The organism is Streptomyces sp. NPDC005281 (assembly GCF_040607495.1).
Taxonomy (GTDB): Bacteria; Actinomycetota; Actinomycetes; order Streptomycetales; family Streptomycetaceae; genus Streptomyces.
The window spans coordinates 601,155-626,255 of sequence record NZ_JBEXGX010000001.1 but is presented as its reverse complement, the minus strand read 5'-3'; the positions used below and the strand labels follow the sequence as shown (position 1 = coordinate 626,255).

Below are 25,101 nucleotides of genomic sequence, written 5' to 3'. Positions count from 1 at the left end.
GGTTGATAGGCCAGATCTGGAAGCCCGGTAACGGGTGGAGGTGACTGGTACTAATAGGCCGAGGGCTTGTCCTCAGTTGCTCGCGTCCACTGTGTTGGTTCTGAAACCACGAACAACCGTCGTAGCTATGCCACGGCTCCGGTTGACAGTTTCATAGTGTTTCGGTGGTCATAGCGTGAGGGAAACGCCCGGTTACATTCCGAACCCGGAAGCTAAGCCTCACAGCGCCGATGGTACTGCAGGGGGGACCCTGTGGGAGAGTAGGACGCCGCCGAACAAATTTTGAAGAAAACCCCCGTACCGGGGATACCGGTACGGGGGTTTTCTGCGTTCACCACCAATTCCCCCACACCCGAAAACATTCCCAGGGCCATGAGATCGGTGTGAGGTGGGGCGGGTGAACGAGCTGGCAGGTGAAAGGGGGCGGTCTCCACGTGGAGACCGCCCCCTTTCTGGTTCTGCTCCGCTTGTCCGGGCTACTTCAGGCGGGACGACGCGACGATCGAGACGACGTGCGCCGGCACGAGCAGCCACACGATCGCCGTCACGGCGACGGTCGCGACGCGCGTGGCCGTCAGGTCGCCGAGAGCCAGGTCCACGACGGCGGTGACGAGCAGCAGGATCGTGCACTCGATGCCGTTGACCAGGCGGTGGAGACCCACGGCCGACGCGAGCCGGCGGACCCGGGCGAGACCGCCGGAGCGCGGGACGACGGAGGCGTCGGTCGCCTTCTCCATGCCGCTGTCGGAACGGGCCACGTGCACCAGGTCGGAGGACGACTTCAGGAGCAGGACGCCGATCGCCGCGGCCAGACCGGCCACCAGATAGAGGTCGAGGCCGAGTTGGGCGGCGCGGATGCCCATGCCCACCATCACGGCCGCGTCGGCGAGATACGCGCCGAGGCGGTCCAGGTAGACACCGAGCGGGCTGAACTGGCGACGCCAGCGGGCCACTTCGCCGTCCACGCAGTCGAGCAGCAGATACAGCTGCATGAAGACGACGGAGAGGACGGCGCCACCGAGGCCCGGCAGGATCAGGGCGACTCCCGAGAGCATCCCCGCGAAGACCATGATCACGGTGATCTGGTTCGGCGAGATACGGGTGTCGACGAGATGGCGGGTCACACGCAGGGAGAGAGACCTCATGTAGAGGCGGCCGGCCCAGTGCTCCGCCCGGCTGTCCAGCTTGCCCGTGGGATGAATGACGCTGCGGAGTTCCTCTAGTTGGACTTTGGCCATGCGGTGTTCTCCCTGACGAGCTTGCGCGTGATCGGATCGGTCGGCTCACAATGCCGTACAGGGAAGAGCATGACGGTGGCCGGGCCGGCCGTGATCGGCAGGGTGGATATCGGATGAGCCCGGCCGTACACGCGTACTACGGTGACAGCCATGGATTCCAAGACCCACGTCATGCGCTCCATACGTTCCGACGAGTGGCGGCAGGTGAAGGAGCTGAGGCTCGACGCCCTGCGGGACCCCGTCGCGCACCTCGCGTTCCTGGAGACCTACGAGAAGGCGGTCGCCGAGCCGGACGGCTTCTGGCAGGACAGGGCGTCCGGGGCGGCCGTCGGTGCCACCGCACGGCAGCAGATCGTGGCCGTGGGCGGGGACGGGGTGTGGGCCGGGTCCGTGACCGTACTGGTCGAACAGGCCGGTGTGCCGGACGCGTTCGGGGAGGTGCCCGAGCGCAGTCAGGCGCATCTGGTCGGGGTCTACGTGCGGCCGGAGTACAGGGGGAGCGAGGCCGGGGTGACCCTGGGGCTGTTCGACGCCGCTCTCGCCTGGTCCTGGGAGGCCGGACTCGAGCGCGTGCGGTTGTTCGTGCACGAGAAGAACGGCCGCGCCGAGGCGTTCTACCGGAAGGCGGGCTTCCTTCCCACCGGAGAGACCACGCCGATGCCGGGCGACACCGGGCAGCTGGAGCTGGAGTTCGCCATCACTCGGGGCTGAGGTCGGCCGACGGTCGTGGGACCAGCCTTGCTGCGAGGCGTGCAGCTTGCCGGACGTGCCCGAGCGCTGGACGGGCCCGAGCGCTGGACGGGCCCGAGCGTCGGATGCGTGCGGCCGCGCCGGACCTGCCTCCGCGTCAGACCGGAAGCTCGTACTGCGGCCAGCGCGAGCGGAGTTGCTCGCGGGAGCGCAGGAGAGCCAGGGTCGGCAGGCCGCGGGCCGGGCCCGTGGTCAGCAGATCGGGGAGCTGGGGGAGCGGGGCCACGGCCGCGACGTCGTCCAGGACGAGCGTGAGTGGTGGGTCGAGCCGACCGGAGGATGACCGTTCGGCCATGCGCCGGCCACGCTCGACCACGCTTGAGGCGAGGGCCGTCAGGAGCGGCATGGCGCCGGGGGCCGCCTTGGGGTCCTCGATCGGTTCACCGACCAGATAAAGCGTGCCCCCTTCGTTGACGAAGGAATCCAAGGCAAGGCTGTCACTTCGGTTCGGAGCGCAGGATTCTCGGATGTTGACCGTGCCGAGCGACGACAGCGCACGGGCCGTCAGCTCCTGCGCGATGTCACGGCGTTCGGGGTGCGAGACGAGCACGGCCTCCAGTTCGCCGGCGGCGCCGGACGCGGCCTTGGGATTCGTCCGCAGAGCCCGTACGGCGTCCTGCACCTGAGAACCCTGGGCCCAGCGGTGGACATGGCGGAAGGCCCTGCCCTCCACCGCGGCCGCGTGCAGGTAGCTGCGCATGAGCGTCTCCGCGACATCGGCCATCGCCTGGTCCGCCTTGGCGGAGGGGCGCACCGGGGCGAGGAGAGCGGCCGCTCTGGCCGCCGCCGTCTCCTTGTCCTCGCAGCCTGCCGCGGGGGACCAGTGCAGCCGGGCCGGGGTGTCACAGCGGTGGGCCGGGTCGTAGAGGAGGACGGGGCCCAGTTTGGCGCGGGCGTCCTTGGTCTCCGACCAGGTGCGGGGGTCGGAGGTGATGACGAGGACCGGGCCCTCGGCGTCGCGTACGGCCTGGGCCGCGGTGGGGTGGCGGGTCTCGGCCGGGGCGAGGACGACCGCGTGCGGGGAGGCCCACGCGGGCCTCTGCTGCGCTGTCGCGGCGGGAGCGGATGGCCGGGCTGCACTGGCGCCACCGGATGCCGCGGCCTCGGCGGCGACGGTCTCCCGGCCGCCGTCGTGCTGCGATGCCTGCGAGCCCGAGTGTCCTGGCACCGCCGCCCGCTCGGCCGTCTGACCGTGCGTCCGCGGGACCGGACGGGCGGGCGCCGGTGCCTCGGTGTGTGCCTGCGCCGGTGAGGCCTGATACTCGTGGACCTGCTGGGCCGGCTGCCCGCCCTCGGCCGCCCCGGGGGCGCTCTCCAGGGGCCGGTCCGGCAGCGGCCGCTGTTCCGTCCGGGCCGGCGGCACGATCGGATCGGGTGTGTCCGCGAAGGCCCCGGCCGCCTTGGCCGTCCGTGTCTGCGCGCGTCTTCGCACCCGTCCCGCCCGCCACCGGGCGACCGTGCCCATCACGAACACGGCGAGGACCAGCAGCACCATCAACTGGCCGATGAACAGGCCCCAGAAGAGGCCGTAACCCGACAACTGGGAGGCCGGGGTGTCGGGCCAGGCGCCGGCGATGTCGTGCGGTTCGCCGATCAGGTGCCGCATGGCCAGGGGTGTACGGGTGAAGGTGATCGCGTCCGGCCAGGCGCCGCGGGAGAACCAGCCCGCGAGGCCGGTCGCCGACCACACCATCAGGGTCATGCCCAGGAGGAAGCCCAGCACGCCGATCAGCAGGCCGTCGGGGATGCCGCCCGCCCCCTCGCTCCGGGGGGCGGGCCGGTCGTCGTACCGGTCGGGGTGCGGGCTCATCTCACGCCACCGTGGACTCGGTGGAGCCGTCGAGATCGCTGAGATGCTGCTCCATGAAGGCCGCCGCCCTCTCCTCGGCCTCCAGTTCGGCGGCGCGCATGGCGTCGCCGGAGAGGAGGTGGTCGGCGGACGACTCCGTCATCGCCCGGTCGGTGAAGACCAGTGGGCGTTCCGTCTCGGTGATGAGGTGCTTGACCACCTGGACGTTGCCGTTGACGTCCCAGACGGCGATGCCCGGGGTCAGGGTCGGGATGATCTCGACCGCCCAGCGGGGCAGGCCGAGGACCCGGCCGGTCGACCGTGCCTCGTCCGCCTTCTGCGCGTAGATGGTCCGGGTGGACGCCATCTTCAGGATCGCGGCGGCTTCCTTGGCCGCCGCTCCGTCGACGACGTCCGACAGATGGTGGACCACCGCCACGAAGGACAGGCCGAGTCGTCGCCCGAACTTCAGCAGCCGCTGGAACAGCTGGGCCACGAACGGGCTGTTGATGATGTGCCACGCCTCCTCCACCAGGAAGATGCGCTTCTTGCGGTCGGGCCGGATCCAGGTGTGCTCCAGCCACACACCCACGATCGCCATCAGGATCGGCATGGCGATGGAGTTCCGGTCGATGTGCGACAGGTCGAAGACGATGAGGGGGGCGTCCAGGTCGATACCGACCGTCGTCGGGCCGTCGAACATGCCCCTCAGGTCACCGTCGACCAGCCGGTCCAGGACCAGCGCCACGTCCAGACCCCAGGCCCGTACGTCGTCTATGGCGACGTTCATCGCCTCGGCCGACTCCGGTTCGGGGTGGCGCAGCATCTCCACGATGTCGGTGAGCACCGGCTGGCGCTCGACGATCGTCTCGTTGACGTAGGCGTGTGCGACCTTCAGGGCGAAGCCGGACCGCTCGTCGAGGCCGTGGCCCATCGCGACCTCGATGATGGTGCGCAGCAGCGCGAGCTGGCCCGTCGTCGTGATCGCGGGGTCGAGCGGGTTGAGCCGGATGCCCATGTCCAGGGCGGCCGTCGGGTCGAGCCGGATGGGAGTTATCCCCAGCTCTTCCGCGATGAGGTTCCATTCGCCGACGCCGTCCTCGCCCTGGGCGTCGAGGACGACGACCTGGCGGTCGCGGAAGCGCAACTGCCGCAGGACGTACGTCTTCTCCAGGGCCGACTTGCCGTTGCCGGACTCTCCGAGCACCAGCCAGTGCGGTGCCGGGAGCTGCTGCCCGTACAGCTGGAAGGGGTCGTAGATGTAGCCCTTGCCGGAGTACACCTCGCGGCCGATGATGACGCCCGAGTCGCCGAGACCCGGTGCGGCGGTGGGCAGGTAGACCGCCTGCGCCTGGCCCGTGGACGTGCGCACGGGGAGGCGGGTCGTCTCGACCTTGCCGAAGAGGAAGGACGTGAAGGAGTCCGTGGCGGCGGACAGCGGATCCCGCATCAGTGCATCAGCCCCTACCTGCGGATTCCGGTGGCGAACGGCAGCGTGTTGACGAAGGCGCGGTGGTGCTCGCGGTCGCACCACTCCAGCTTCAGATACGACTTGCCGGCCGAGGCGCGGATGGTCCGCTTGTCGCGGGCGAGGGCCTCGGGGGAGCGGGAGGAGACGGTGATGTAGCCGACGAGGTTGACGCCCGCGGCGCCGCTCGCGAGGTCCTCGCCGCGCTGGTCGAGACGGTTGTGGGAGGCGATGTCCCGCGGGTCGACGGTCCGGTTCATCTTGGCGGCGCGGCTGGCCTCGGCCTCGTCGTTCGTCTTCTCGGTCAGCATGCGCTCGATGGCGATCTCGGTGGGTTCGAGGTCCATGGTCACGGCGACCGTGCGGATGACGTCGGGGGTGTGGACGAGGAGCGGGGCGAGGAAGTTGACGCCCACGGGGGTCATCGGCCACTCCTTAACCCAGGCCGTGGCGTGGCACCAGGGGGCGCGGGTGGAGGACTCGCGGGTCTTCGCCTGGAGGTAGGTGGGCTCCATGGCGTCCAGTTCGGCCGGCCAGGCGTTGCGCTTGGTCATGGCCTGGATGTGGTCGATCGCGTGGTCGGGGTCGTACATCGAGTGCACGAGGGAGGCGAGCCGTCCCTGGCCGAGCGGCTGCCGTACGCGGATGTCGGCTTCCTGGAGCCGGGAGCAGATGTCCGTCAGCTCGCGGGCCATGACGACGGCGAGCCCGGCGTCCCGGTCGACCTTGCGTCCGCCCTGCGGTCGCGCGGCCCGTGCCATGGCCTGCGCCTCGGCGGCCAGTTCGCGCGAGTAGTGCATGCAGGCGACGAGATAGGCCCGGTGCTGCTCACTGCTCGTGGACACCATCGACTGGAGCTGGTCGTACGAGTGCTGGAGCCATCCGGGGGCACGGTCGTCGCCGCGCTGGGATACGTCCTTGGCGTGGGCGTCCGGGTCGGCGGGGAGGGTGCGGGCGAGCATCTGGAGGCGGGTGACGAAGCCGTCGCCGTTCGCCACGTGCTTGAGCAGCGTGCCGAAGCGGTCGACGAGGGCCTCCTGGTCCTCGCTGTCGCGCAGACCGACGCCCGGTCCCTCGATCTCGATGGCGGCCGTCACGGTCCGGCGGTCGGCGTGCAGCAGCACGGCGATCTCGTCGGGTCCGAACGGGGCGGCGAGCCAGGAGATGCGCCCGATGCCGGGCGGCGGCCCGATCTCGACCTCTCTGCCGTCGAGGCGGGTGCCGGCCTCCGTCACCTGGCTGCGGTACGCCGTTCCCTGGCGCAGGCTCCGCTTGTAACTGCGGTTGATCTCGAACCACTTGTAGAACGTGCGCCGCTTGTACGGGACGTACACCGCGGCGAGCGCGAGCAGCGGGAAGCCCATCAGCAGCACGATCCGCAGGGACAGCACCGGGACGAGCAGTCCGCACATCATGCCCAGGAACGCGCCCCCGATGATGAGCGCGATCTCGCCGGACTCGCGGTTCCGGCCGACGATCGCGTTCGGCCTGGCGCGGCCGATCAGATATGTACGGCGGGGCGTGACCGGATGGGACAGGTGGGACTCGGTCGTCAACGCCCTTCACCTCCCGTGCGGTTGCTGTTGCGGGTGTTGCTTGCGTGCGGGGTGTTGATCGGGCTGCTGCGCGGCGGTGGTGCGGCGGAGGGGACGGATCCGCCGCCTCCGTTCGGCGTACGGCTGCTGTGCGCGGCCACACCGCCGGACGCGGGGTTGGCGGGGCGGGGCTGACTGTTGCCGCCTCCGCCACCGTTGTTGTCGGTGCGTGAGCTGTGCGTCTTGATGCCCTGCGCGACCAGGGTGGCCGGCGAGCTGATCACGGCGGCGGCCTTGCCTTCGGCGCCCTGCATGATGCGGTTGTTGCGGGAGCCGGCGATCTCGTCGCCGAAGCCCGGTACGAAGCGGTAGATCATCGCGCTGGCGAAGATGGCGAGCAGGATGATGGCGAGGCCGGAGACGACGGCGGAGAACGAGTCGGGTCCGCTGTCGGAGCTGAGGGCTCCGGCGAGGCCGAGCACGATGACGATGACCGGTTTCACCAGGATCACCGCGATCATGATGCCCGCCCAGCGGCGGACGTGGCCCCACAGGTTCTTGTCGACGAGACCGGCGTAGACGACGGTGCCGAGGAGGGCGCCGACGTAGAGCAGGGCGGCCCGGATGACCAGCTCCAGCCAGAGGATTCCGGCGGCGAGGATCGAGACCATCGAGACGACGATCAGCATGATGGGGCCGCCGCCGACGTCGGTGCCCTTGTTCAGGGCGCCGGAGAACGTGCCGAAGAACGCGTCCGTCTGGTTCCCGGTCGTCTTGGCCAGCACCTCCGTCACGCCGTCCGTCGCCGAGACGACCGTGTAGAGGATCAGCGGGGTGAACGCCGAGGCCAGCACGGTCAGCCAGAGGAAGCCGATCGCCTCGGACAGGGCGGTGCCGAGGGGGACACCTCGCACGGCCCGCTTCGCCACGGCCAGCAGCCACAGAACCAGGGTCAGGATCGTGGACGCCGCGAAGACGACGGCGTACTGCTGGAGGAACTTGGAGTTCGTGAAGTCGACGTTGGCGGTGTCGTTCACGGCGGCGGAGAGTTTGTCGATGGTCCAGGAGGCGGCGTCGGCGCAGCCTTTGGCCAGCGACGAGAGGGGATCCATCGTGGACCCGACACCAGGGTCACTGGTGAGCCCGGATTTACCGGATCCCTTGGTGCCCCTCTCGCAGTACTGCTTGGCGGGGCCGATCAGGAGATTGCAAGAGTCTTTGGAAGGCGACGGCGTCGGGCTCGGCGCCGCAGCGGCACGGGTGGCAAGCAGGACGGCAGCGCTCTGTACGGTGGTTACGACGGCCGCAAGCCTGAGGACACCGCTTCGGCTACCGGGCATACGTGAACCCTCCGTACTCCTCGATGGCCTTGCTGATCTCGTCGGAGGTGGCGGCTTTGTCGTCGCCGGGGACCGGGGCGGGCCCGTCCGTCTGGGAGTCCGCCACGATCTTCCAGTCTCCGTTGTTCCACTGGAGCTCGAAGGTCCAGGTCTTCCAGGTCGAACTGACCGGGTCGGTCGACGTCTGGCCGGACATGCCGATGAGGCCCATGTACCAGACCGAGACCTTGGCGCCGGACGCGTTGTACTGCCCGACCTTGGTGCCGACGGGGACCGTGCGCGAGACGAATGTGCTGCCCGCCGGCGAATTACCGTCCGCGTCGAGGCCCAGCTTGCTGAGGAAGTCCGTCGAGTACGCCTGGTCCATCGGACCCTGTAGCCGGTCGACGGCGGCGGTCGTGTAGATGGTGCTGACGATGTCGTGCCGAGTGGCCGTCTTGAACATGTCGGCCGAACCCAACGCCACCGCGAAATTTGCGGCAGCGCTCCCTGCTCCCTGTTCCGTGTGCGGGAAGCCTGATGGGATGCCTGCGGTCTTCGAGTTCACCGGGTGGTTGCCGGAGGCCGCCGTGGGGGACGTCTTCGCCTTGTCGCCGCTGCCGTCGCCCGAGGACGCCGCGTTGTCGCCGCGGTTCGCGAAGGCGATCGCGGCGATGAGCAGGACGACCACACCGACGACCGTGACCAGGCTCCGTGAGGACGATCCGCGTCCGCGTCGCGCGCCGCCGTAGACGTCGCCCGGACGGTCGGGCAGGCGGGTGCGGGTCTGGCCGGAGCCGCCGTACCCCCCGTCCTCGCCGCGCGGGCCGTCGCCGTACCCGGGTTCGTCACCGAGACTCATGCCGCGTACGCCCCCTCAACCTCTCGCTGAACCATGTAGTACGACGGTAGCCGTGCTGGTTCCCGCGCGGGCGCGGTGTGGTGACTGGACATCAGGGAGTTGCAACCTCAGCCGGTGGGCACGACGGACGGGTGGGTCGGTGGAGCGAGGATCCGGGCGCGCCCGGCCGGGTACTGACGGTGCGCCGGGTGCGGCGCGGCCCGGCCGGGCTACACGGCCATGCCGTACACGATGGTGAAGAGCGTGCCGAGGGATCCGATGATGAAGACGCCCGTGAGCCCGGCGATGATGAGGCCCTTGCCCTGTTCGGCGCTGAAGGTGTCGCGGAGAGCGGTCGCGCCGATGCGCTGTTTGGCCGCCCCCCAGATCGCGATGCCGAGGCAGAGCAGGATGGCGACCGCCATCACCACCTCGACCATCACCTTGGCTTCGTTGCCCAGGCTGCCGAAGGGGCCCCAGTCCGGGGCGATTCCACCGATGATTGTGTTGATGTCGCCCTTGTCGGCTGCGAAAAGCATGTAAGTCACCGCCCCTAGTGGGTAGTTCTGCACCCCCTGCCACTGCGCGCAGAGGTCGGGCCTATTCTCGCCGACAATGGCGCCTTCGTATGTCGACTTGACGTCATTGGTTGGCGGGATTCGTGCGAATTCCTTGTCACCGGCGCACGCGGGACCCTCGCGGGAGGCGTACGGCGGTATAGGAAGAGTCGTATCGTCACTCTGTGTATCACGGCCGGTCACGCCGGGCAATGAAGTGGAAGCGAAACCTGGCGCGTGGTTCCGTCGTTGTCCCCTTCTACGGCTCGCGCGCGGGGCGACATTCGAACGGACGGGGTTCCAGCGGAAGGCTTCTGACGGTGCGTCGTGCCGGTGTTCCCCGGGTCGCCGGGTCCGCGCGGGGTGGACGCGCCGAGCTCGTGACCCGGAGAGCGTGAGGGCGGACAGGCGGAACAGGCGGACAGGCGGAACAGGCGGACAGGCGGAACGGGCCGCGGCTGGTTGCCGCGGCCCGTTCGCCGGGTGGTGCCAGGGAACCCCACGTCTCCCGGCACCCGCCCGCACTCCGGAGGTCAGCCGGTGAAGGCGGTGACACCCTCCGGGGTGCCCCATCCGGTCGGGCCGTCGTAGCCCGTTGTCGCGGTGCAGAGGTAGCTGGTGCTGCAACTGCCGTTGTTGCCCGAGGTCACGTCGTTGAGCGCCGAGGTGCCGGCCGCCGTGTACGGGAACTTCGCGGGGTAGGAGCCGCTGGACGGGGTGCCGCCGAGGGCGTAGACGCCCGCGATGATGGGCGACGAGGCGCTCGTGCCGCCGAACGTGTACCAGCCCGCCGTGATGCCGTACGAGTCGTACACCGCCACGCCGGTGGCCGGGTCGGCGACCGCCGAGACGTCGGAGACGGTGCGCTTGGAGCAGCCCGTGTCGGTCTGCCAGCTCGGCTTGGTGTCGTACGAGGAGCAGCCGGAGCCGGTGCCCTCGGTGCTGCTGGTCTTCCAGACCGACTCGGTCCAGCCGCGGGTGGTGGAGGTCGCCTTGGTCAGCGCGGTGCCGCCGACGGAGGTGACGTACTGCGAGCTGGCCGGGTACTCGGCGCCGTAGCCGGAGTCACCCGCGCTGACGGTGATGGCGACACCGGTGTGCTTGAAGTACGAGGTGTCGTACGAGGTGTCGGAGGACGACTCGGACCCGCCGTAGCTGTTCGAGACGTACTTCGCGCCCAGGGTGACCGCCTCGTTCACGGCGGTGCCGAGGTTGGCCATGGTGGCGGACTTGGCCTCGACGAGGGTGATGTTGCACTTCGGGCAGACGGCGCTCGCCATGTCGAGGTCGAGGGAGATCTCCTCGGCCCAGCCGCTGTCGCTCGACGGGAGCGAGGTGGTCGAGCCGGTCTGGCTGACCTTCTTGAAGCAGCCGTTGGCCGTGGTGCACGCGGTGAGGCCGTAGTACGAGCGGTAGGTCGCGAGGTCGGTCTCGGCGTTGGGGTCGTTGTAGGCGTCGACGATGGCGATGGTCTCGCCCGAGCCGTTGGCGGCGGCCGCCGAGGTCAGACCGTACGCCGCCTGGAGGTCCGTCGGCCCGAAGCCGGACGGGGTGGAGGCGTCGGCGGCCTTGGGGGTGACGCCCTTGGCGAAGGCCTTCTCCGCCGTGTACTCGGTGACGCCGCCGGTGACCCGCTTGGCGTTGCACGCGGCGACGCCGGCCCTGGCGGGCGTCGCGCACGCCCTGGTCCAGCTGACGTGGGGGGTGACCCTGGCGGCGCCGGTACGGGCGTCCGCGGTTCCGGCGGCGCCGAGGCCCGCGAGGACGAGGGCGGCGACGCCGAGGGCGGCCGCGCCGGTCCGGCGCCGACTGCCGCGCGTGGGGGTGGGGGAAGGTCTCTGGGGGAGTGTCGTGCGCAACGTACAGCCTCCTGGGAGTGGTTGACAGGGGCGGTGCGGGTGCGCCGCCGGTGCGGTGTCCCCGGCGGTGGGCCTGGCGGCCCGCGACGACCATCTCTTGTTGAGTACGCGACAACAAGAGGCTTATGGAAGCCTTACTTCCGCCTTACTGAACCCGGCGGGCACGTGACCTGCCCATGGCTCGCGGATGGCTGGGGACTGACGGCCGCTTGACCCAACTCACAGCTCTTTCAGGGGAATTGCACTGGTGGCGAGACCGCGCTCCGCGGGCCGCCGCGCGCTTCCGTGATAGGCAGAGCCCCGGGGGCCGAGCCCGTGCGGGGGGAGTCGGAAGCGTCGCCCGGGGGGCCGGCGACAGCGAGGCGAGACCTCCGGAGGAGCAACCGTGATCGACGTGACCCATCAGATCGACGCCGTGCGCCGTGCCGTCGGAACACGTGAGTACAAGGGGCGTACGGCACGCGTGGTGTCGCTCGGTCAGGTCTTCGACGCGACGGCCGAGGACGTCTGGGACGCCTGCACCGGCGCCGAGCGCATCCCCCGCTGGTTCCTGCCCGTCTCCGGCGACCTCCGGCTCGGCGGGACCTATCAGCTGGAAGGCAACGCGGGCGGCACGATCGAGCGCTGCGAGCCGCCGCTGAGCTTCGCCGCGACCTGGGAGTACGGCTGCGACGTCAGCTGGATCGAGGTGCGCGTGACCCCGGAGGGCGGCCGCACCCGGTTCGGGCTGGAGCACATCGCGCATGTGGACGACGAACGCTGGGCGCGGTTCGGTGCCGGCGCGGTGGGTGTCGGCTGGGACCTCGGCCTGATGGGACTGGCCGGGCACCTCGGCTCCCCCGGCGGTTTCCTGGACCCGGACGACAGCGTGGCCTGGATGGGCTCCGACGAGGGCCGGCGGTTCATCACGCGGAGCAGCGAGAGCTGGTACGAGGCCAACGTCGCCGCCGGTGAGCCCGAGGACGGCGCCCGGGGCGCGGCGGACCGGACCACGGCGGTGTATACGGGAGCCGAGCCGGAGTGAGGCCGCCCGCCGCCCTCACCACGTGACTTCGGGGCCGTGTGATCTCAGGGCCGCGTCACCTCAGGGCCGCATGACCTCGTGACCTCAGGGCCGCATGGCCTCGGCGCCTCGCGGCCTCATGACCCCGTGACCTCATGAGCGGTCTTCGGCGGGAGCCGGGGGCCGTTCCTCCTCCGGATCCCTAGACCAGTCCCTCGACGAAGTGGTCGAACTCGCCCGCCTGTACCCCCAGGACGAACGCGTCCCACTTCCTGCGGGTGGTGGTGACGACGTTCTCCGGGTCACCGGTCTCCCGGATGTGGACCAGGTCGTCCTCGCCGAAGGCGATCTCGATCCAGGGGCCGGGCCCGGTCGCGTCCTCGGGCGCGGCCCGCACCCAGTCGAGGTCCGAGGGGATGTCAGCCACGGTCGTGATCCTCCTTGAGCGCGTACGTCCTCCGGGATCGGAGACTTCCTCGGCCACCGTATCCTCGCCCCGGTCCCGCGCCCTCCGGCTCCGGCACGATCCACCCGGGCGGGGCCCCGGACCGCCGTGGGGGGTGCGACCGGGTGACGGTGGCCGGGCGGGGTGGGCATTCACAGGTGATACTCGGACAGGTCCGAGGTTTTTTCTCACCCGCTTGCGGCAAGGTGAGGGGCGATGAAGAGCATCCGCATCACCCGTCTCCCAGACACCCGGCGGCCCGCACTGCTCGGCGCGGCCCTCGTGCTGCTGGCGGTGACGTCTTCGTCCGTAGCCTCGGCCGACGACGGTCCGGGGCCCTTCGGCGTGACGGTCCAGGCCGCCCGGAACAGCCGGAGCGTGCGGGTGGGCGCGCTGTTCCACGGGAGCGCCGCGAGCCGAGGCGGCGGCGGACACTTCTGCACCGCCTCCGTCGTGCACAGCGAGGGACGCGACCTCGTCCTGACCGCCGCCCACTGCCTGGAAGGGGAGGCGCAGCTCTCCTTCGCGCCCGGCTACCGGGACGGCAGGGCGCCGTACGGCTTCTGGGACGTCCAGGGCGTGTTCCTGCCCGAAGGCTGGAAGCAGGACCAGGACGAGGACAGCGACATCGCCTTCGCCGTCCTCGCCGGCCGGGACGGCGAGGAGGTCGAGGACGCCGTCGGCGGCGGGAACTCCTTCGCCTCGCATCGCGCCACCGGGGCCACCGCCGTCACGGTCACCGGATACCCCGGCTCCCTCGACACCCCCATCACCTGCACCGACAAGCCCATCGCGCACAGCCGTACGCAGCAGCGCGTCGAATGTCCCGCCTTCGCCGGCGGAACGAGCGGCAGTCCCTGGGTCAACGGGGACGGGGCGGTCGTCGGTGTCATCGGCGGCCACGAACAGGGCGGGGACACCGACGACGTCTCGTACAGCGCCGTGTTCGGCACCGAGGCCGAGGAGATCTACCACGTGGCCGCCCTGGCCGGTTAGCACTCCTTCCGCGGGACGAACCGGCTCCACCGCGCGCGCGGAGACTCTCTCGCGCGGGAGCCCGCCTCTACACTGACGTCGGCGGACTCCTGTGCGGCGAGGGGCGGTTGACGGTGCGTAAGGCCTGGATCGTGGCGACCGCGGCCGTCGGCGCGGGGATGGGCTTCGTGATGGTGCTCGTCGTCGGCGTCTACCTGGTCGCCGGGAACCTCGCGGGCGGCATCGGCGGTGGTTCCGTCGGGCTCGCCAAGGGCGCCGTACCCGCCGCGTACCGGACCCTCGTCCAGAAGTGGGGCAATCTCTGCTCCGCGATCAATCCCGCCCTGCTCGCCGCCCAGCTGTATCAGGAGAGCGGATTCAATCCGAACGCGAAGAGTCCGGCGCAGGCGGAAGGGATAGCGCAATTCATTCCGGGGACGTGGGCCACGCACGGAGTCGACGGCGACGGGGACGGCGTCCGCGACGTATGGAACCCGAACGACGCGATTCCGTCGGCCGCCTCGTACGACTGCGAGCTCGCCTCCTATGTGAAGACCGCTCCGGGGAACGTCACCGAGAACATGCTCGCCGCCTACAACGCGGGCGCCTACGCGGTCGTCAAGTACGGGGGCGTGCCGCCGTACGCGGAGACCCGGAACTACGTGAAGACGATCACCACGCTGGCCAAGAGCTTCGCGGCCCCGGTGACCCGCGTGGATCCCTCGAAGCAGGCCGCGGCGGCCATCACGTACGCGCAGAGGAAGCTCGGCACGCCCTACCTGTGGGGTGGCAACGGAACGGCTGACCAGGGCGGACGGTTCGACTGCTCGGGTCTGACCAAGGCCTCGTACGACAGCGTCGGGGTGTCCCTGCCCCGGGTGGCCAACGACCAGTACAACGCGGGTCCGCACCCGAGGCGGAGCGAACTCCTGCCGGGGGACCTGGTCTTCTTCTCGGACGACCTCACCGACTCCCGCGCGATCCGGCACGTGGGCATCTATGTGGGCGGCGGCTACATGATCGACGCCCCCCGGCCCGGTGCCGTCATCCGGTTCGACCCCGTCGACACGCCCGACTACTTCGGGGCCACCCGGGTGACCGAGGATGGCGCGAAAGCATTGCCCACTTCGGTATGAATCCACCCTCTGAGCTGCGGTGATATCTCTCTTCGATAACGTGTGCGTGATCATTTCGTGGAGGGTGGAACGTAATGAAGGGAACCGTGCGTTCCTTTTGACGTAGAGAACTGATCTACAACCACGGGGGTGGATCGAGCGGCGCGCGAAAGGGCGCGGTCGCGGGAAAGACGACGAAGGGGCCGCAGCGCCATGGCGCAACTCGCCGAATCCGGTTCGAACCCCGACGTCGACCTGCTCTACGACATCAACGGGCTGGCCAGGCACGCGCCGCACTGGTTCGACCGGATCATGGGGTTCGTCGGCGAGTGGGGTCTCCTGCTCGCGATGGTGCTGCTGATCGTGTGGTGCTGGTCGACAGTGCGGCGGCGGGGCGGCGCCGACGCGGCGGCGTCCGTGGCCGCACTCGTCTGGGCACCGCTCGCGGCCGGGATCGCGCTCTTCGTGAACGTCCCGATAAGAGGGTTCGTGGAGCGTCCGCGCCCCTTCGTGGACCACCAGGGCCTGGACGTCCTCGTGAGCGGCAAGACCGACTTCTCCTTCGTCAGCGACCACGCGACCATCACCATGGCGATGGGCGTCGGACTCTTCGTCGCCAACCGGAGGTTCGGACTCGCCGGGATCGCGCTGGCGCTGCTCGAGGGGTTCTGCCGGGTCTTCATGGGCGTGCACTACCCGACGGACGTCATCGGCGGTTTCGCGCTCGGCACGGCCGTCGTCCTGCTGCTGTCGCCGCTCGCCATGGCCCTGCTGACCCCGGTCATGAAGGCCGTGGAGTCGGCGCCGCGCGTGGGCCGGCTGATCCGGGCGCGCGGCACCGCACCCGGCGGGCGGCAGAGCCTGATCCCGGGGGCGCGGGCCGAACACACGGAGGAACGGGACCTCGCGGCGTAGGCGCCGGGTCCGGCCGCACCGCCCGCGCGCGTGACCTCAAGTCGCCTTCACAGCGCCTGGGGGAACGAGAAGAAGCGGTTCGGGTCGTACTGGTGCTTCAGGGCCGCCAGCCGGGTGGCCGCGTCGCCGTAGTACGCCTTGCGCCAGTCGGTCAGCGTCGCGTCCGTGTAGTTCTGGTAGGCCGCGCCCGAGGCGTACCGGGTCATCGCGTTGTGGGCGCCCGTCAGCCAGGACTGGGCGGTGGTGCCGGAGGTGCCCGCCCGCCAGGAGACGATGTACTGGGCGAGCATCCGCGAGCGGCGGTGCACGAACGCCGTGGCCGTGGGCGAGACGCGGTTGACGGCGCCGCCGAGCGCGGTGAGCGCGATGCTGCCCGCGCCGCCGCGGACCGAAGAGATCTGGTTCAGGAGTGTCTGGACGCCGGCCGCCGAGATCGAGCGGTCGAAGAAGTCCGAGCGGGCCGCGTACGTCTCGCGGCCGAGGGCGCCCTGCGGGCTGCGGCCCGGCGTCGAGCCCGGCAGGTGGCACTGGGCGTCGGCGGAGAACGACGAGCAGCCCGCGTACACCTCCATCGACTCCTCGTACGAGCGCCGCTTGAGGGAGACGCTGCGCGCGGGGGAGCCGATCCGGTCCGCCAGCCGGTCCACCGCGTTCTGGAGCTCGCCGTAGGTGCCGAGGGAGAAGGCGGCTATGGAGACGGTGGGCGTGCCGCCGGCCGCGTTGGACAGGTGGCAGGACGACCAGATCTCGTCCGGCTGGCTCGGGCCCCACTCCTGCCACGCCTTAACCACGGCGGCGGCCTTGGCCCACGGCCAGGTCATGTACGCCGAGACACCCTGCGGTGCCGGGTGGGTCTTGAAGCGGAGCTCGGTGACGACGCCGAAGTTGCCGTTGCCGGCGCCCCGCAGGGCCCAGAACAGGTCCTTGTTCTCGGTCGCGTTCGCGGTGAGCTGCTTGCCGTCGGCGGTGATCAGTGTCGCCTGCGTGAGGCTGTCGCAGGTCAGTCCGTACGCTCGTGACACGACGCCGTGGCCGCCGCCCAGGGTGAGTCCGGAGACGCCCACGGTGGGGCAGGAGCCGGCGGGGATGGTGACGCCCTTCGCGGCGAGCGCGCGGTACACGTCGATCAGTTTGGAACCGGCGCCGACGACCGCCTCGTTCGCCGAGGCGCGGATCTTGTTCAGCTTGGAGACGTCGATGATCAGGCGGCCGTCGCCCGAGGACCAGCCGGCGTAGGAGTGGCCGCCGTTGCGGATCGACACCTTCACACCGTGGGCGCGGGCGTAGTCCATGGTCGTGCGGATGTCGTCGGCGTGGGCGACATAGGCGACGGCGGCGGGCTTCAGGTTGTCGAAGCGCGTGTTGTACAGCTGGTGGGCGGCGGGCCAGCTGTGGTCGCCGGGGCGGACCAGGGCGCCGTCCAGCTGGTGCGACAGCGCGATCCAGTTGGCGGCCGCGCTGTTGGCCGCGGTCGCCGTGCGTATGCCGGTGCTCTCGGCCGCGGTGCCCGTGGCGCTCGTGCTCGCGGCCTTGCCGTCGGCGTGGGTGCCGCCCTTGTCGCCGCTGTTGCAGGCGGACGTCGCCGCCGCCGCGATAACGGCGGTGGCTCCGCCGATGAACGAACGCCGTTGCATGTGCGCCTCCCGTGGGTTCCGTGGAACGAGACGTGTTCCCGGGTCCAGGGGTTCCGCGTACGTATGTCGCAGAACGGCTACAGCACTCTGGCCGTCGCGGCGCGGTGTCGGTCCGGTGTCGGTCCGGTGGGTGGGTCGGGGCCGCGCCGGTACATCCGCCCGCATCCGAACGGATCCCACCGGTGTTGCGAAGTGCGGGTGGGTGATGATCCGTCCGGCCTGCGGGCATTTGAAGTACCGGCCCGTCCCCTCCCGCCGGATCCCGGCTGCGGGTGGACCGTGGCTTGGGTGCGGCCCCTCGCGGGCGTGAATTTCAGCCCCTCCGGCGTTTGAGGAGCGGGCTGGGGCGGAGCCCCAGGGGTGGGGAGGGTAGGGGTGGAGGGGGCGAGAGACGGCTGAGCCCGTTGGCGCGGGGGCGGGCGCTCGGCCGGGTGGGACAGGCGGCTGGGCCGTCAGGCCGTCAGGCGGTCATGGCCAGGGCGTGGGTCGCTGCGTCCGTGCGGGCCTGGCTTCTGGCGCGGCGGGCCGGGCCCCGCCAGCCGCACGTGCAGCGGGCCAGGCAGAAGGGGCCTTGCTCCACCGTGGTCGTCCGGTGGCCGGGGAGAGGGTCCGTCTCGTCCAGGTGCTCCACACCCACAACGTTACCCAAGCCCGGTGAACGGACTCCTGCCGCGTGACGGGCGTCGCGACCTGTCGTTAAACGGAGCGACGAGAAGGCCCGGGACGGACCGGCTGGGGGTCGGTGGACGATGGTGGCGCAGCAGCAGGAACGGGCGGCGGTCCTGGTCGCGTTCGTCGCGGCGGGGCTCATGGTCTGTGGCACCGGGTGCTCGGGCGGCGGGGCGACCGTGAAGGACGTCCGCACCGGGCCCGGCACCGTCGAGACGCTGGGCCGGGCGGTGGCCGCGCTGGAGCGCGCCGGCAGCGCCAAGGCCAGTACGTCGATGGAGATGGCCACCGGCGGGACCCGGGTGACCATCCGCGGGCAGGGTGTGTACGACTTCAGGAAGCAGACTGGGCGCCTCAAGGTGCTGCTGCCCCAGGACCCCGCGGGGGCGGCCGAGCACCGTCCGATCACGGAACTCCTCGTCCCCGGGGCTCTGTTCATGAAGAACCGGGGAGCCGGAGTGCCCGCCGACAAGTGGGTGCGCGTGGCGACGGCCGGTCTCACGGACGGCAACCTGGTCACGGGCGGCGCGACCGATCCGTACGCCGCGGCCGAACTGCTGCGCGGCGCGCGGTCGGTGACCTATGTGGGGAGGACCGAGGTCGCCGGGATCCCCGTACGTCACTATCGCGGGGTTGCCGACCTCGGCGTCGCCGCGCGGGACGCCTCGACGGGGCAGCGGCCGGCGCTGAGGGCGGCGGCGAAGGGGTTCGCCACCAGCGAGGTGCCGTTCGACGCCTATCTCGACGACCAGGGGCGGCTGCGCAAGGTCCGGCATCGGTTCAGCTTCGTCAACGGACAGAGCAGGGGCACGGTCGCGGTCGCTTCGACGCTCCTGCTGTACGACTTCGGCAGCCCCGCCGTCGTACGGCTGCCGGACTCCTCGGACATCTACGCGGGGAAGATCGCGGAGTAGTGGGTTCCGTCGCGCCGGGCAAGAGCATCCGGAGCCGTAGCTTCAGTGGAGGGCTGGAAATGGCCCTTCCGTGCCATGCGCGGTGCGTAGGCCGCTCCCTACTCTAGGAAGTCGGTGACGGCAGGAAGAGGTGATGCGCGTGGCTCCGGTCGGCGGTACGGCAGTTCAGGACCACGTGGCCCTCGCCGAGATCGACCTGTGCGGCGAGCTGATCATCGCGGCCTCGGCGGCGCACGAGGACCGCCTCAGCCTGGAGAGCATCGACGCGGTGCTGAAAGTGGCCGAAGAGCGCGCTCCACGGCAGCGGCGCACGGAGGACTAGTCCTTTCCGGCCCTGTCCCGGTGTCCGAGGTGCGTGCGTCGCGGATGTCACATGCGTCGTATCTCTCACGTTTCGCGTACTTCCGGTGACGTCCGCGGCCGGCGGGCGGTTCGGGCGGCGGCTCAGGTGCGCAGCAGACGGCCGATCGCCTTCGTCGCCTCCTCGACCTTCGCGTCGATCTCGGCGCCGCCCTTGAGTGCGGCGTCCGCCACGCAGTGACGCAGATGCTCCTCCAGAAGCTGGAGGGCGAAGGACTGGAGTGCCTTGGTGGAGGCGGACACCTGGGTGAGTATGTCGATGCAGTAGACGTCCTCGTCCACCATCCGCTGGAGGCCACGGATCTGGCCCTCGATGCGGCGCAGCCGCTTCAGGTGCTCGTCCTTCTGCTGGTGGTAGCCGTGGATGCCGCGGTCGTGATCGGTCACGATCTCCTGCGGGTCGCCGGAGGACGCCGTCGCGCCGGCCTCGGTGGTCGTCATCGCGTCCTCCTGCTGGATCCGATCGGCGATCCTGTCTGAAACGCCACTTACATATACCCCTGGTGGGTATATCGTACCGAACTTTGCTGGGTATTGGAGTCCTTGCCCGGCGCCGGTGACGGACCCCGTGCCGATCACTGTGCCCGATGGGCGACACTGGGTGGCGGCCCATTAGCCGTGGCCGGATGATGCACCTAGCATCAGCCTGACCGAATCGAAGCACCCCGAGGACCCCAACGTGCGCTTTCGTCTGACCCCCAGGGAGACGAGCTTCTACGACATGTTCTCCGCGTCCGCGGACAACATCGTCACGGGCTCGAAGCTCCTGATGGAACTGCTCGGGGCGGACGCTTCCGCTCGGGCCGAGATCGCAGAGCGTATGAGGGCCGCCGAACACGCTGGTGACGACGCGACACACGCGATCTTCCACCAGCTGAACTCCTCCTTCATCACGCCCTTCGACCGCGAGGACATCTACAACCTCGCCTCCTCCCTCGACGACATCATGGACTTCATGGAGGAGGCCGTCGACCTGGTCGTTCTCTACAACGTCGAGGAACTCCCCAAGGGTGTCGAGCAGCAGATCGAGGTCCTGGCGCGGGCCGCCGAGCTGACCGCCGAGGCCATGCCCAACCTGCGGACCATGGACAACCTCACGGAGTACTGGATCGAGGTCAACCGTCTGGAGAACCAGGCCGACCAGATCCACCGCAAGCTGCTGGCACACCTCTTCAACGGCAAGTACGACGCCATCGAGGTGCTGAAGCTCAAGCAGATCGTGGATGCGCTGGAGGAAGCGGCCGACGCGTTCGAGCACGTGGCGAACACGGTGGAGACCATCGCCGTCAAGGAGTCCTGACCCGTTCATGGACACCTTTGCTTTGATCGTGACCATTGCGGTCGCGCTCGGTTTCACGTACACGAACGGCTTCCACGATTCGGCGAACGCCATCGCCACCTCCGTGTCCACGCGTGCCCTGACGCCGCGGGCCGCGCTCGCCATGGCCGCGGTGATGAACCTCGCCGGCGCGTTCCTCGGCAGCGGGGTCGCCAAGACCGTCAGTGAGGGACTGATCCAGACGCCGCAGGGCTCGAAGGGGATGGGCATCCTCTTCGCGGCACTCATCGGCGCGATCACCTGGAACCTGATCACCTGGTACTTCGGTCTGCCGTCCTCGTCCTCGCACGCCCTCTTCGGCGGCATGGTCGGCGCGGCGCTGGCCGGAGGCACGACGGTGTACTGGAGCGGCCTGCTCGACAAGGTCATCATCCCGATGTTCCTGTCGCCGGTCGTCGGTCTGCTCGTCGGCTATCTCGTGATGGCCACGATCATGTGGATGTTCCGGCGGTCCAACCCGCACAAGACCAAGCGCGGTTTCCGTATCGCGCAGACGGTGTCCGCGGCCGGCATGGCGCTCGGGCACGGTCTTCAGGACGCCCAGAAGACGATGGGCGTCGTGGTGATGGCCCTGGTCATCGCCGGCGAACAGGGCCCGAACGACCCGATCCCGGTGTGGGTGAAGATCGTCTGCGCGATGATGCTGTCGCTGGGCACGTACGCCGGTGGCTGGCGGATCATGCGGACGCTCGGGCGGAAGATCATCGAGCTCGATCCGCCGCAGGGGTTCGCCGCGGAGACGACCGGTGCGTCGATCATGTTCGCCACGGCTTACCTCTTCAAGGCGCCGATCTCCACGACCCATGTCATCACCTCGGCGATCATGGGTGTCGGGGCGACGAAGCGGGTGAACGCCGTGCGGTGGGGTGTCGCCAAGAACATCGTCCTCGGCTGGTTCATCACCATGCCGGCGGCCGCGATCGTCGCCGCGTGCAGCTTCTGGGTCGTGAACCTGGCGTTCCTGTAGGGCGTGATCGCTGCCGGGTGCCTGGCGGCGGCGCGCGGGCCGGTCCTTCGGGGCCGGCCTTTTGCGTTCCCGGGATCGGGGATCGAGGATCGGGGGCCGGGAGTCGGGGGTCGGGGATCGTGTGCGGTTGCCGGTGCCGGTGCCGGTGCCGGTGCTGGTGCTGGTGCGCTGTTGGCGGTGGCGGTGGCGGTGGCGGTGGCCAGGGGTGGGGGCCGGGGGTGGGGTTGGGGCCGGGCCCCTGGCCGCCTGGTCCTGGGATTTCGCCCCCTCCGCCCCTACCCTTCCCACCCCTGGGGCTCCGCCCCGGACCCCGCTCCTCGAACGCGGGAGAGGCTGGATCTTGCACCCGCCCCCGGCAGCCAGGGACGGAAGACGAACGGACCCGCCCCGGCAGCCAGCGGCGGAAACCGAACGGGCCCGCCCCCGGGAGCCAGGGGCGGGCCCTTTTCGTCCTCGCGGTGGCACCGCCATGCAGCACCGCGAGGGGTTTTGGGGAGGCGGTCCGGTCAGCCGAAGCGACCGGAGATGTAGTCCTCCGTGGCCTGGACGGACGGGTTGGAGAAGATGCGCTCCGTGTCGTCGATCTCGATGAGGCGGCCGGGCTGGCCGACCGCGGAGAGGTTGAAGAACGCGGTGCGGTCGGAGACGCGGGCGGCCTGCTGCATGTTGTGCGTCACGATGACGATCGTGAAGCGCTCCTTCAGCTCACCGATCAGGTCCTCGATGGCGAGGGTGGAGATCGGGTCCAGGGCCGAGCAGGGCTCGTCCATGAGGAGGACCTGCGGCTCGACCGCGATGGCCCGCGCGATGCACAGACGCTGCTGCTGACCGCCGGACAGTCCGGACCCGGGCTTGTTCAGCCGGTCCTTGACCTCGTTCCAGAGGTTCGCGCCCTTCAGGGACCGCTCGACGACGTCGCTGAGCTCGGACTTCTTGTAGGAGCCGTTCAGCTTCAGGCCCGCCGCCACGTTGTCGAAGATCGACATGGTGGGGAAGGGGTTGGGGCGCTGGAAGACCATGCCGATGGTGCGGCGCACGGCGACGGGGTCTATCCCGTTCCCGTACAGGTCCTCGTCGTCGAGGAGCACCTTGCCCTCCACGCGGCCACCGGGGGTGACCTCGTGCATGCGGTTCAGGGTGCGCAGGAAGGTCGACTTGCCGCAGCCGGAGGGGCCGATGAAGGCCGTCACGGAGCGGGGCTCGACCGTCATCGAGATGTCTTCGATCGCCTTGTGGGCGCTGTAGTAGGCGGTGAGACCGCTTACGTCGATTCGCTTGGCCATGTCAGTCACTGCTTCTTTCGGGAGGATCGGGTCGCTGATCGGCCGCGTCAGCGGCCCGTCTTGGGTGCCTTCCAGCGCGCGATGGCGCGGGCTCCCATGTTGAGGATCATGACGAACAGGATGAGGGCGAGTGCCGCTGCCCAGGCCCTGTCGGTGGACGCTTCGGTTCCCGCGGCGTACTGCCGGTAGATGTACAGCGGCAGCGAGGCCTGCGGGCCGTCGAACGGGTTGTTGTTGATGAAGTTCGTACCCCACACCAACAGCAGCACGGGAGCGGTCTCACCGGTGATGCGCGCGACCGCGAGCATCACACCCGTGGTGATACCGCCGATGGACGTCGGAAGGACCACCTTGAGGATGGTGCGCCACTTCGGGATGCCGAGCGCGAGGGACGCCTCGCGCAGCTCGTTCGGGACGAGCTTGAGCATCTCCTCGGTGGAGCGGACCACCACGGGCATCATCAGGATCGACAGGGCCATCGCGCCGGCGAAGCCGGAGTAGCCCATGTCCAGGATCAGGATCCAGAAGCTGAGGATGAACAGACCGGCGACGATCGACGGGACACCCGTCATGACGTCGACGAAGAAGGTGACCGCAGCGGCGAGCTTGCCGCGGCCGTACTCGACGAGGTAGATCGCGGTCAGCACGCCGATCGGCACGGCGATGAGCGAGGCGATGCCCACCTGCTCCAGGGTGCCGATGATCGCGTGGTAGATGCCTCCACCGGTCTCGGCGTCGGCGACCACACCCATGGAGTGGCTCAGGAAGAAGACGTCGAAGACCTTGATGCCGCGCTTGAGGGTCTCCCAGATCAGGGAGACCAGCGGCACCACGGCGACGATGAAGCAGACCCACACCAGGCTGGTGGCGATGCGGTCCTTGGCCTGGCGGCGGCCCTCGACGCGCGTCGCGAACACGTACGTACCGAGGAGGAAGACGATCGCGGCGATCAGGCCCCACTGGATCTTGCTGTCCAGGCCGGCGGCGAGGGAGACGACCGCCCCGACGGCGATGGATCCCGCCGCGATGGCCCAGGGGGCCCACTTGGGAAGGCTGCCGCCGCGCAGCGTGCTGGCGTGCTTTCGGGTGGCGGGTGCGTTGTTGCTCATGCGTTGGCCCCCGAGTACTCCTTGCGGCGGTTGATGATGTAGCGCGCCGCGCCGTTCACCAGCAGGGTGATCACGAAGAGGACGAGACCCGAGGCGATCAGGGCGTCCTGGCCGAACACGGTGGCCTCGTTGAACTTGGCCGCGATGTTCTGGGCGAAGGTGCCGCCGCCGGGATCCAGCAGGCTGGCCTGGATGTCGAAGGTCGGGGAGAGCACGGTGGCGACGGCCATCGTCTCCCCGAGCGCGCGGCCGAGGCCGAGCATCGAGGCGGAGATCACGCCGGAGCGGCCGAAGGGCAGCACCGACATGCGGATGACCTCCCAGCGCGTGGCGCCGAGGGCCAGTGCGGCTTCCTGGTGCATCTGCGGTGCCTGGCGGAAGACCTCACGGCTCACGTTCGTGATGATCGGAAGGATCATGATCGCGAGCAGGATGCCGACCGTGAGCATGGAGCGAGGCGCTCCGCCCTGCCAGGCGAAGATGCCGGTCCAGCCGAAGTAGGTGTCGAGCCAGCTGAACAGGCCGTTCATGTGGGGTACGAGGACGATGGCGCCCCAGAGGCCGTACACGATGGAGGGGACGGCGGCGAGCAGGTCGATCACGTACGCGATGGGTCCGCCGAGCTTGCGCGGCGCGTAGTGCGTGATGAACAGGGCGATGCCGACCGCGACCGGGACCGCGAGGGCCATGGCGATGATCGCGGAGACCACCGTGCCGAAGGCCAGCACCGCGATGCCGAAGACCGGTGGGGTGAGGCCGGTGTTCCACTCGAACGTGGTGAGGAAGTTGCCGTCGTTCTTGCTGAGCGCGAGCGTGGCGCGGTAGGTGAGGAAGACCGCGATGGCGGCCATGATCACCAGGAGGAGGATGCCTGAACCGCGGGAGAGCGCGAGGAAGACGCGGTCTCCGGGGCGGGTGGCACCGCGGGCGGCACGCTTGCGCGCGGCCGAGGGTCGTGGGGTGGGGGGAGGTGCTTCAGTTTGAGTCGATATGTCCATCGTGAGTCTCCGGTCTGCG

The 25,101-nt window shown here is 69.7% G+C and carries 24 protein-coding genes and 1 rRNA gene; 10 read left to right on the top strand and 15 right to left on the bottom strand.

The window, feature by feature from the left end:
• Nucleotides 1-160 precede the first annotated feature (160 nt).
• Nucleotides 161-277, top strand: a 5S ribosomal RNA gene (gene rrf / locus ABZV42_RS02725).
• Nucleotides 278-476: 199 nt separating this feature from the next.
• Here rrf and ABZV42_RS02720 read toward each other — a convergent pair.
• Nucleotides 477-1,238, bottom strand: coding sequence for a CDP-alcohol phosphatidyltransferase family protein (locus ABZV42_RS02720; RefSeq protein ID WP_355983937.1), 762 nt, complete (start codon nt 1,236-1,238; stop codon nt 477-479).
• Nucleotides 1,239-1,388: 150 nt separating this feature from the next.
• Here ABZV42_RS02720 and ABZV42_RS02715 point away from each other — a divergent pair, with 150 nt between their 5' ends.
• The gene (locus tag ABZV42_RS02715; RefSeq protein ID WP_355983936.1) at nt 1,389-1,949 is read left to right on the top strand and encodes a GNAT family N-acetyltransferase; all 561 of its coding nucleotides are present in this window, start codon (nt 1,389-1,391) and stop codon (nt 1,947-1,949) included.
• A gap of 136 nt (nt 1,950-2,085) precedes the next feature.
• Here the strand turns inward: ABZV42_RS02715 and ABZV42_RS02710 are convergent, their stop codons facing one another.
• From ABZV42_RS02710 to ABZV42_RS02680, 7 genes are all read right to left on the bottom strand, one after another.
• The gene (locus tag ABZV42_RS02710) at nt 2,086-3,798 is read right to left on the bottom strand and encodes a type VI secretion protein (RefSeq protein WP_356050695.1); all 1,713 of its coding nucleotides are present in this window, start codon (nt 3,796-3,798) and stop codon (nt 2,086-2,088) included.
• Nucleotide 3,799: 1 nt separating this feature from the next.
• On the bottom strand, nt 3,800-5,227 hold the full coding sequence (locus tag ABZV42_RS02705) for an ATP-binding protein (RefSeq protein ID WP_355983934.1): 1,428 nt from the start codon (nt 5,225-5,227) through the stop codon (nt 3,800-3,802).
• 14 nt (nt 5,228-5,241) lie between these two features.
• On the bottom strand, nt 5,242-6,801 hold the full coding sequence (locus ABZV42_RS02700) for an SCO6880 family protein (protein WP_355983933.1): 1,560 nt from the start codon (nt 6,799-6,801) through the stop codon (nt 5,242-5,244).
• The gene (locus tag ABZV42_RS02695; protein WP_356050694.1) at nt 6,798-8,120 is read right to left on the bottom strand and encodes a hypothetical protein; all 1,323 of its coding nucleotides are present in this window, start codon (nt 8,118-8,120) and stop codon (nt 6,798-6,800) included. Before ABZV42_RS02695 ends, ABZV42_RS02700 begins: the two co-directional genes overlap by 4 nt.
• Nucleotides 8,110-8,961: a hypothetical protein gene (locus ABZV42_RS02690; protein ID WP_356050693.1), complete on the bottom strand. Its 852-nt coding sequence runs from the start codon at nt 8,959-8,961 to the stop codon at nt 8,110-8,112. Before ABZV42_RS02690 ends, ABZV42_RS02695 begins: the two co-directional genes overlap by 11 nt.
• 209 nt (nt 8,962-9,170) lie before the next feature.
• Entirely contained in the window at nt 9,171-9,479 is a 309-nt protein-coding gene (locus ABZV42_RS02685; RefSeq protein WP_037622434.1) for a hypothetical protein, read from the bottom strand.
• 551 nt (nt 9,480-10,030) lie between these two features.
• The gene (locus ABZV42_RS02680) at nt 10,031-11,356 is read right to left on the bottom strand and encodes a S53 family peptidase (RefSeq protein ID WP_356050692.1); all 1,326 of its coding nucleotides are present in this window, start codon (nt 11,354-11,356) and stop codon (nt 10,031-10,033) included.
• Between the two features lie 385 nt (nt 11,357-11,741).
• Between ABZV42_RS02680 and ABZV42_RS02675 the strand changes: the two genes are divergently transcribed.
• The gene (locus ABZV42_RS02675) at nt 11,742-12,380 is read left to right on the top strand and encodes an SRPBCC family protein (protein ID WP_356050691.1); all 639 of its coding nucleotides are present in this window, start codon (nt 11,742-11,744) and stop codon (nt 12,378-12,380) included.
• A gap of 181 nt (nt 12,381-12,561) precedes the next feature.
• Here the strand turns inward: ABZV42_RS02675 and ABZV42_RS02670 are convergent, their stop codons facing one another.
• Nucleotides 12,562-12,786 carry a DUF397 domain-containing protein gene (locus ABZV42_RS02670; protein ID WP_355983928.1) on the bottom strand — a complete coding sequence of 75 codons (225 nt, stop codon included), beginning with the start codon at nt 12,784-12,786 and terminating at the stop codon, nt 12,562-12,564.
• Nucleotides 12,787-13,020: 234 nt separating this feature from the next.
• Between ABZV42_RS02670 and ABZV42_RS02665 the strand changes: the two genes are divergently transcribed.
• From ABZV42_RS02665 to ABZV42_RS02655, 3 genes are all read left to right on the top strand, one after another.
• Nucleotides 13,021-13,800 carry a trypsin-like peptidase domain-containing protein gene (locus ABZV42_RS02665; protein WP_356050690.1) on the top strand — a complete coding sequence of 260 codons (780 nt, stop codon included), beginning with the start codon at nt 13,021-13,023 and terminating at the stop codon, nt 13,798-13,800.
• Between the two features lie 107 nt (nt 13,801-13,907).
• Complete coding sequence (locus ABZV42_RS02660; protein ID WP_355983926.1) at nt 13,908-14,915, top strand: bifunctional lytic transglycosylase/C40 family peptidase; 1,008 nt, start codon at nt 13,908-13,910, stop codon at nt 14,913-14,915.
• A 192-nt stretch (nt 14,916-15,107) separates the two neighbouring features.
• Complete coding sequence (locus tag ABZV42_RS02655) at nt 15,108-15,809, top strand: phosphatase PAP2 family protein (protein ID WP_356050689.1); 702 nt, start codon at nt 15,108-15,110, stop codon at nt 15,807-15,809.
• A gap of 47 nt (nt 15,810-15,856) precedes the next feature.
• Here ABZV42_RS02655 and ABZV42_RS02650 read toward each other — a convergent pair whose 3' ends face one another.
• Both ABZV42_RS02650 and ABZV42_RS02645 read right to left on the bottom strand, forming a co-directional pair.
• Nucleotides 15,857-17,443: an FAD-binding oxidoreductase gene (locus tag ABZV42_RS02650; protein WP_356050688.1), complete on the bottom strand. Its 1,587-nt coding sequence runs from the start codon at nt 17,441-17,443 to the stop codon at nt 15,857-15,859.
• 460 nt (nt 17,444-17,903) lie between these two features.
• Nucleotides 17,904-18,074 (bottom strand): hypothetical protein, encoded by a 171-nt coding sequence (locus ABZV42_RS02645; protein ID WP_355983945.1) that lies wholly within the window; start codon nt 18,072-18,074, stop codon nt 17,904-17,906.
• A gap of 118 nt (nt 18,075-18,192) precedes the next feature.
• Between ABZV42_RS02645 and ABZV42_RS02640 the strand changes: the two genes are divergently transcribed.
• Both ABZV42_RS02640 and ABZV42_RS02635 read left to right on the top strand, forming a co-directional pair.
• A complete protein-coding gene (locus ABZV42_RS02640) occupies nt 18,193-19,026 on the top strand; it encodes a hypothetical protein (RefSeq protein ID WP_355983923.1) in 834 nt (277 codons plus the stop codon).
• Between the two features lie 133 nt (nt 19,027-19,159).
• Nucleotides 19,160-19,348: a hypothetical protein gene (locus ABZV42_RS02635; RefSeq protein ID WP_355983922.1), complete on the top strand. Its 189-nt coding sequence runs from the start codon at nt 19,160-19,162 to the stop codon at nt 19,346-19,348.
• Nucleotides 19,349-19,470: 122 nt separating this feature from the next.
• Here ABZV42_RS02635 and ABZV42_RS02630 read toward each other — a convergent pair whose 3' ends face one another.
• Nucleotides 19,471-19,827, bottom strand: coding sequence for a metal-sensitive transcriptional regulator (locus tag ABZV42_RS02630; RefSeq protein WP_355983921.1), 357 nt, complete (start codon nt 19,825-19,827; stop codon nt 19,471-19,473).
• A gap of 238 nt (nt 19,828-20,065) precedes the next feature.
• Between ABZV42_RS02630 and ABZV42_RS02625 the strand changes: the two genes are divergently transcribed.
• Nucleotides 20,066-20,686, top strand: coding sequence for a DUF47 family protein (locus ABZV42_RS02625; RefSeq protein ID WP_355983920.1), 621 nt, complete (start codon nt 20,066-20,068; stop codon nt 20,684-20,686).
• A 7-nt stretch (nt 20,687-20,693) separates the two neighbouring features.
• Nucleotides 20,694-21,692, top strand: a complete 999-nt coding sequence (locus ABZV42_RS02620; protein WP_355983919.1) for an inorganic phosphate transporter — start codon at nt 20,694-20,696, stop codon at nt 21,690-21,692.
• A gap of 506 nt (nt 21,693-22,198) precedes the next feature.
• On the opposite strand, the gene pstB is transcribed toward ABZV42_RS02620, so the two are convergent.
• From pstB to pstC, 3 genes are read right to left on the bottom strand one after another with little or no spacing between them, the layout of a single operon-like run.
• Nucleotides 22,199-22,975 (bottom strand): phosphate ABC transporter ATP-binding protein PstB, encoded by a 777-nt coding sequence (gene pstB / locus ABZV42_RS02615; protein WP_261702108.1) that lies wholly within the window; start codon nt 22,973-22,975, stop codon nt 22,199-22,201.
• Between the two features lie 47 nt (nt 22,976-23,022).
• On the bottom strand, nt 23,023-24,084 hold the full coding sequence (pstA, locus tag ABZV42_RS02610) for a phosphate ABC transporter permease PstA (RefSeq protein ID WP_356050687.1): 1,062 nt from the start codon (nt 24,082-24,084) through the stop codon (nt 23,023-23,025).
• Nucleotides 24,081-25,082, bottom strand: a complete 1,002-nt coding sequence (pstC, locus tag ABZV42_RS02605; protein ID WP_355983917.1) for a phosphate ABC transporter permease subunit PstC — start codon at nt 25,080-25,082, stop codon at nt 24,081-24,083. Before pstC ends, pstA begins: the two co-directional genes overlap by 4 nt.
• Nucleotides 25,083-25,101 lie beyond the last annotated feature (19 nt).

Bases quoted from the DNA above. Each gene is read 5' to 3' on its own strand.
- ABZV42_RS02720 (WP_355983937.1), bottom strand. From the start codon at position 1,238: ATGGCCAAAGTCCAACTAGAGGAACTCCGCAGCGTCATTCATCCCACG.
- ABZV42_RS02715 (WP_355983936.1), top strand. From the start codon at position 1,389: ATGGATTCCAAGACCCACGTCATGCGCTCCATACGTTCCGACGAGTGG.
- ABZV42_RS02710 (WP_356050695.1), bottom strand. From the start codon at position 3,798: ATGAGCCCGCACCCCGACCGGTACGACGACCGGCCCGCCCCCCGGAGC.
- ABZV42_RS02705 (WP_355983934.1), bottom strand. From the start codon at position 5,227: ATGCGGGATCCGCTGTCCGCCGCCACGGACTCCTTCACGTCCTTCCTC.
- ABZV42_RS02695 (WP_356050694.1), bottom strand. From the start codon at position 8,120: ATGCCCGGTAGCCGAAGCGGTGTCCTCAGGCTTGCGGCCGTCGTAACC.
- ABZV42_RS02690 (WP_356050693.1), bottom strand. From the start codon at position 8,961: ATGAGTCTCGGTGACGAACCCGGGTACGGCGACGGCCCGCGCGGCGAG.
- ABZV42_RS02685 (WP_037622434.1), bottom strand. From the start codon at position 9,479: ATGCTTTTCGCAGCCGACAAGGGCGACATCAACACAATCATCGGTGGA.
- ABZV42_RS02665 (WP_356050690.1), top strand. From the start codon at position 13,021: ATGAAGAGCATCCGCATCACCCGTCTCCCAGACACCCGGCGGCCCGCA.
- ABZV42_RS02655 (WP_356050689.1), top strand. From the start codon at position 15,108: ATGGCGCAACTCGCCGAATCCGGTTCGAACCCCGACGTCGACCTGCTC.
- ABZV42_RS02650 (WP_356050688.1), bottom strand. From the start codon at position 17,443: ATGCAACGGCGTTCGTTCATCGGCGGAGCCACCGCCGTTATCGCGGCG.
- ABZV42_RS02640 (WP_355983923.1), top strand. From the start codon at position 18,193: ATGGTGGCGCAGCAGCAGGAACGGGCGGCGGTCCTGGTCGCGTTCGTC.
- ABZV42_RS02635 (WP_355983922.1), top strand. From the start codon at position 19,160: ATGCGCGTGGCTCCGGTCGGCGGTACGGCAGTTCAGGACCACGTGGCC.
- ABZV42_RS02630 (WP_355983921.1), bottom strand. From the start codon at position 19,827: ATGACGACCACCGAGGCCGGCGCGACGGCGTCCTCCGGCGACCCGCAG.
- ABZV42_RS02620 (WP_355983919.1), top strand. From the start codon at position 20,694: ATGGACACCTTTGCTTTGATCGTGACCATTGCGGTCGCGCTCGGTTTC.
- pstB (WP_261702108.1), bottom strand. From the start codon at position 22,975: ATGGCCAAGCGAATCGACGTAAGCGGTCTCACCGCCTACTACAGCGCC.
- pstA (WP_356050687.1), bottom strand. From the start codon at position 24,084: ATGAGCAACAACGCACCCGCCACCCGAAAGCACGCCAGCACGCTGCGC.
- pstC (WP_355983917.1), bottom strand. From the start codon at position 25,082: ATGGACATATCGACTCAAACTGAAGCACCTCCCCCCACCCCACGACCC.